Source organism: Actinomycetes bacterium, from assembly GCA_035489715.1.
Classification (GTDB): Bacteria; Actinomycetota; Actinomycetes; order JACCUZ01; family JACCUZ01; genus DATHAP01.
This window is the reverse complement of the sequence record DATHAP010000221.1, coordinates 1-2797: the sequence shown is the minus strand read 5'-3', so window position 1 is coordinate 2797 and position 2797 is coordinate 1. Positions and strand designations below refer to the sequence as shown.

Sequence of the window (2797 nt, the reverse complement as noted above, 5' to 3'; positions counted from 1 at the left end):
CACGGACGGCTAACCCCTGCCTCGCGACGTACTTCCCGGGACGTAGGGGTCGGCCGCGCGGCGTACCTCCGCAAGGGCCCTGTGGGCGACGACCGCACCGGGGGCTGGCCAGCATCGTCGGGGCATGACCTCGATCCAGCTCAACGGACTGACCAAGCGCTACCGCGACGTGACCGCCGTCGACGACCTCACCGTCGAGATTCGGGCGGGTGCCGTGACCGGCTTCCTCGGCCCCAACGGCGCCGGCAAGTCGACGACGATGCGGATGCTGCTCGGGCTTGTGCGGCCCACGGCCGGCAGCGCGACCTTCGACGGGCGGTGCTACGCCCACCTGCCGCATCCCGCCCGGACGGTGGGCGCCCTCCTCGACCCGGCGGTCTTCCACCTCGGCCACCGGGCACGGTCGGCGCTGCGCGTCGTCGCGGCCTCGACCGGCACCAGCGACGCGCGCGTCGAGGAGGTGCTCGACGGCGTCGGCCTCGGTGACGTCGCCCGGCGCCGGGTCGGCGGCTTCTCGATGGGGATGCGCCAGCGGCTCGCGCTGGCCAGTGCCCTGCTCGGCGATCCTGAGACGCTGGTGCTCGACGAGCCGTCCAACGGCCTCGACCCGGAGGGGATGCGCTGGTTGCGCGGCTTCCTGCGCCGGCTGGCGGACGAGGGCCGCACCGTGCTCGTGTCCAGCCACGTGCTCGCCGAGCTCGCGCAGAGCGTGGACGACGTGCTGATCATCAATCGTGGGCGGCTGGTGACCCACGGGTCGATGCGCGACCTGCTCGACCGCAACCAGCAGACCGACCTCGAGGAGCTCTTCCTCGACCTGACAGCCTCCGGAGACCCGTCATGAACCCGACCCTCACCGCCGAGCTGCGCAAGCTCGGGGCCACCCGGACCACGACAGCCACCGCGCTCGTCGTGGGGGGACTGAGCGGCGTCATCGCCGTCGCCAACGTCGTGCTGGCCGGCAAGGAGCGGAACCCGCCCCTCGACGCCGACACGTTCCAGCACGTGGTCCGCGCGCCGACGGCGATCGTCGGCTTCGCGATGCTGGTGGTCGGGGTGCTGTCGTCGGCCGGCGAGTACCGGCACAACACGATCGTCCCCAGCCTGCTGGCGCAGCCGAGGCGTGCGCGACTCGCGGCGGCCAAGCTGGCGGCAGTCGGCATGGTCGCGCTGGCCGCGGCCATGCTGAGCGCGGCCGTGTCGTCGGCGACCGGATGGCTGCTGCTGTCGTCGCGCGAGGCGCCCGCCGCCGATCTCGGGGCGGTGCCGAGCGGGCTGCTGGTGCTGGGAGTGACGGCCGGGCTCTACGGGGTGCTCGGCGTCGGACTAGGCCTACTGCTGCGCAACCAGGCGGTGGCCATGACCGTCGCTCTGGTCTGGTACTTCGTCGTCGAGCAGATCGCCCCGATGGTCCTCAGGGCACCACACGCCCAGAAGTGGCTGCCCGGCGGGGCGGCCGACGCCTTCAGCCGCCTCGGGGATCCGGCGGGCGGTTCCGCGGCCGGGTTGGTCGCCCCCTGGCTCGGGGGCGGTCTCCTCACGGCGTACGCCCTCGGCCTGGCCGCGCTGGCCACCGCGGCGCTGGTCCGCCGTGACCAGACCTGACGAGCGGCGGCAGCATGTCGGTCGGCAAGCGACAATGGACGGCGTGACCGATGGCCCGCTGATCGTGCAGTCCGACAAGACCCTGCTGCTCGAGGTCGACCACGACCTCGCCGACGAGTGCCGCCGGGAGATCGCCCCCTTCGCCGAGCTGGAGCGCTCGCCGGAGCACGTCCACACCTACCGGCTGACCCCGCTCGGCCTCTGGAACGCCCGGGCGGCCGGCCACGACGCCGAGCAGGTGGTGGACGTCCTGCTCCGCTACAGCCGCTACGCGGTGCCGCACGCGCTGCTGGTGGACGTGGCGGAGACGATGGCGCGCTACGGCCGGCTGCGGCTGGAGAAGACGCCGGTGCACGGACTGGTCCTCGTGACCAACGACCGGGCGGTCCTCGAGGAGGTCGTCCGGTCGAAGAAGGTCGCTCCGCTGATCGGCGAGCGGGTCGACCAGGACACGGTCGTCGTCCACCCGTCGGAGCGCGGTCACCTCAAGCAGGTGCTGCTCAAGCTCGGCTGGCCGGCGGAGGACCTCGCGGGCTACGTCGACGGCGAGGCGCACGCCATCGACCTGGTGCAGGACGGCTGGGAGATGCGTGCCTACCAGCGCGAGGCGGTCGCCGGCTTCTGGCACGGCGGCTCCGGTGTCGTGGTCCTCCCCTGCGGCGCCGGCAAGACGATCGTCGGCGCGGCCGCGATGGCCGAGGCCCAGGCGACCACGCTGATCCTCGTCACGAACACGGTCGCCGCCAGGCAGTGGCGGCACGAGCTGCTCAAGCGCACCTCGTTGACCGAGGACGAGATCGGCGAGTACTCCGGTGCCCGCAAGGAGATCCGGCCGGTCACCATCGCGACATACCAGGTGATGACGACCCGGCGGAAGGGCGTCTACACGCACCTGGAGCTGCTGGACGCCCGCGACTGGGGCCTTGTCGTCTACGACGAGGTGCACCTGCTCCCCGCGCCGATCTTCCGGATGACCGCAGACCTTCAGGCGCGCCGCCGCCTCGGGCTGACCGCGACCCTGGTCCGTGAGGACGGCCGCGAGGGCGATGTCTTCTCACTCATCGGGCCGAAGCGCTACGACGCGCCGTGGAAGGACATCGAGTCGCAGGGCTACATCGCCCCGGCGGACTGCACCGAGGTGCGGGTCACGCTGACCGACGCCGAGCGGATGGAGTACGCGGTCGCCGAGCCG

2 protein-coding genes and 1 pseudogene are annotated in these 2797 nt (G+C 72.5%); all 3 read left to right on the top strand.

Annotated elements, in window-relative coordinates; all coding sequences use genetic code 11:
- Positions 1-124 precede the first annotated feature (124 nt).
- Positions 125-772: pseudogene (locus VK640_17325) on the top strand (ATP-binding cassette domain-containing protein).
- Positions 773-840: 68 nt separating this feature from the next.
- Complete coding sequence (locus VK640_17320) at positions 841-1605, top strand: hypothetical protein (protein HTE74940.1); 765 nt, start codon at positions 841-843, stop codon at positions 1603-1605.
- A 34-nt stretch (positions 1606-1639) separates the two neighbouring features.
- Positions 1640-2797, top strand: a 1158-nt coding sequence (locus VK640_17315; GenBank protein ID HTE74939.1) for a DEAD/DEAH box helicase, incomplete at its 3' end; no start/stop codon positions are given.

Coding starts and splice junctions, on each gene's coding strand:
- VK640_17320 (HTE74940.1), top strand. CDS start 841: ATGAACCCGACCCTCACCGCCGAGCTGCGCAAGCTCGGGGCCACCCGG.